At 51.2% G+C, this 2,880-nt stretch carries 2 rRNA genes (1 of these 2 running past the window's edge); both read right to left on the bottom strand.

Going from position 1 to position 2,880, the window contains the following annotated elements:
- Nucleotides 1-54: 54 nt before the first annotated feature.
- Nucleotides 55-167 (bottom strand): 5S ribosomal RNA (gene rrf, locus QTH97_RS36570).
- 125 nt (nt 168-292) lie between these two features.
- A 23S ribosomal RNA gene (locus QTH97_RS36565) occupies nt 293-2,880 on the bottom strand; it runs 283 nt beyond the window's last position.

Raw genomic sequence — 2,880 nt, 5'->3', positions numbered from 1 at the left:
GCGGACGCAAAAAAGCCCAGCCTTTGTGGGGCTGGGCTTTTCTGGGCTGTAAGAGCCTGACGATGACCTACTTTCACACGGGAACCCGCACTATCATCGGCGCTGAGGCGTTTCACTGTCCTGTTCGGGATGGGAAGGAGTGGGACCACCTCGCTATGGTCATCAGGCATAAAGGGTAGTCACCTTGATTGGATCAAGGCGACGAATTCATAGAGTTTGGAATCAGCTTGGTGTTGAATTGATTTGAATGCGTCAACTTGGCATAACACCTTGATCTTTAGATCAAAGTTATAGGGTCAAGCCGCACGAGCAATTAGTATCAGTTAGCTTAACGCATTACTGCGCTTCCACACCTGACCTATCAACGTCCTGGTCTTGAACGACTCTTTAGGGGGCTCAAGGCCCCGGCAGATCTCATCTTGAAACGAGTTTCCCGCTTAGATGCTTTCAGCGGTTATCTCTTCCACACTTAGCTACTCGGCAATGCCACTGGCGTGACAACCGATACACCAGAGGTGTGTCCACTCCGGTCCTCTCGTACTAGGAGCAGGCTTCCTCAAATCTGCAGCGCCCACGGAAGATAGGGACCAAACTGTCTCACGACGTTTTAAACCCAGCTCACGTACCTCTTTAAATGGCGAACAGCCATACCCTTGGGACCGGCTACAGCCCCAGGATGAGATGAGCCGACATCGAGGTGCCAAACACCGCCGTCGATATGAACTCTTGGGCGGTATCAGCCTGTTATCCCCAGAGTACCTTTTATCCGTTGAGCGATGGCCCTTCCATACAGAACCACCGGATCACTATGTCCTGCTTTCGCATCTGCTCGACTTGTCAGTCTCGCAGTTAAGCACGCTTATGCCATTGCACTATCGTCACGATGTCCGACCGTAACTAGCGTACCTTCGAACTCCTCCGTTACGCTTTGGGAGGAGACCGCCCCAGTCAAACTGCCTACCATGCACTGTCCCCGATCCAGATAATGGACCTAGGTTAGAACCTCAAACACACCAGGGTGGTATTTCAACGTTGGCTCCACAAGATCTAGCGACCCTGCTTCAAAGCCTCCCACCTATCCTACACAGATCTGTTCAAAGTCCAATACAAAGCTACAGTAAAGGTTCATGGGGTCTTTCCGTCTTTCCGCGGGGAGATTGCATCATCACAAACATTTCAACTTCGCTGAGTCTCAGGAGGAGACAGTGTGGCCATCGTTACGCCATTCGTGCAGGTCGGAACTTACCCGACAAGGAATTTCGCTACCTTAGGACCGTTATAGTTACGGCCGCCGTTTACTGGGACTTCAATCAAGAGCTTGCACCCCATCATTTAATCTTCCAGCACCGGGCAGGCGTCACACCCTATACGTCCACTTTCGTGTTTGCAGAGTGCTGTGTTTTTAATAAACAGTCGCAGCCACCGATTTTTTGCAACCCATTCATGCTCCGTTGTTCACTTCACACTAATAGGGCACACCTTCTTCCGAAGTTACGGTGTCAATTTGCCGAGTTCCTTCTCCTGAGTTCTCTCAAGCGCCTTAGAATACTCATCTCGCGCACCAGTGTCGGTTTGCGGTACGGTCGTGTGTAGCTGAAGCTTAGTGGCTTTTCCTGGAACCTCGTTCAGTCACTTCACCAGCAAGCTGGCTCGATCGTTGGCCTCGGTATATGTGCACCGGATTTGCCTAATGCACGCCTACTTCCAACTAAACCGGGATATCCAACACCCGGATGACCTATTAAGATCCGTCCCCACATCGCACTACACATCGGTACAGGAATATTGACCTGTTTCCCATCAGCTACGCATCTCTGCCTCGCCTTAGGGGCCGACTCACTCTACGCCGATGAACGTTGCGTAGAAAACCTTGCGCTTACGGCGAGGGGGCTTTTCACCCCCTTTAACGCTACTCATGTCAGCATTCGCACTTCTGATACCTCCAGCACGCTTTACAACGCACCTTCACAGGCTTACAGAACGCTCTCCTACCACTTGCAATAAATTGCAAATCCGCAGCTTCGGTAACTGGCTTAGCCCCGTTACATCTTCCGCGCAGGACGACTCGATCAGTGAGCTATTACGCTTTCTTTAAATGATGGCTGCTTCTAAGCCAACATCCTGACTGTTTTAGCCTTCCCACTTCGTTTCCCACTTAGCCAATTTTAGGGACCTTAGCTGGCGGTCTGGGTTGTTTCCCTCTTGAGTCCGGACGTTAGCACCCGGTGCTCTGTCTCCCAAGCTGTACTCGTCGGTATTCGGAGTTTGCCTTGGTTTGGTAAGTCGCCATGACCCCCTAGCCAAAACAGTGCTCTACCCCCGACGGTAATACTTGAGGCACTACCTAAATAGTTTTCGGAGAGAACCAGCTATTTCCAAGTTTGTTTAGCCTTTCACCCCTATCCACAGCTCATCCGCTAGTTTTGCAACACTAGTCGGTTCGGACCTCCAGTACCTGTTACGGCACCTTCATCCTGGCCATGGATAGATCACTTGGTTTCGGGTCTACACCCAGCGACTGATCGCCCTATTCGGACTCGATTTCTCTACGGCTTCCCTATTCGGTTAACCTTGCCACTGAATGTAAGTCGCTGACCCATTATACAAAAGGTACGCAGTCACCCTTGCGGGCTCCTACTTTTTGTAAGCACGCGGTTTCAGGATCTATTTCACTCCCCTCCCGGGGTTCTTTTCGCCTTTCCCTCACGGTACTAGTTCACTATCGGTCGATGATGAGTATTTAGCCTTGGAGGATGGTCCCCCCATATTCAGACAGGATTTCTCGTGTCCCGCCCTACTTTTCGTTAGCTCAGTACCACACAGGTCTTTTCACGTACGGGGCTATCACCCGCTATGGCCAGCCTTTCCAAGCTGTTCCGT

Source organism: Variovorax gracilis (assembly GCF_030317115.1).
Taxonomy (GTDB): domain Bacteria; phylum Pseudomonadota; class Gammaproteobacteria; order Burkholderiales; family Burkholderiaceae_C; genus Variovorax; species Variovorax gracilis.
Note: the sequence above shows the minus strand (reverse complement) of the source record. Positions and strands in the feature narration are given on the sequence as shown.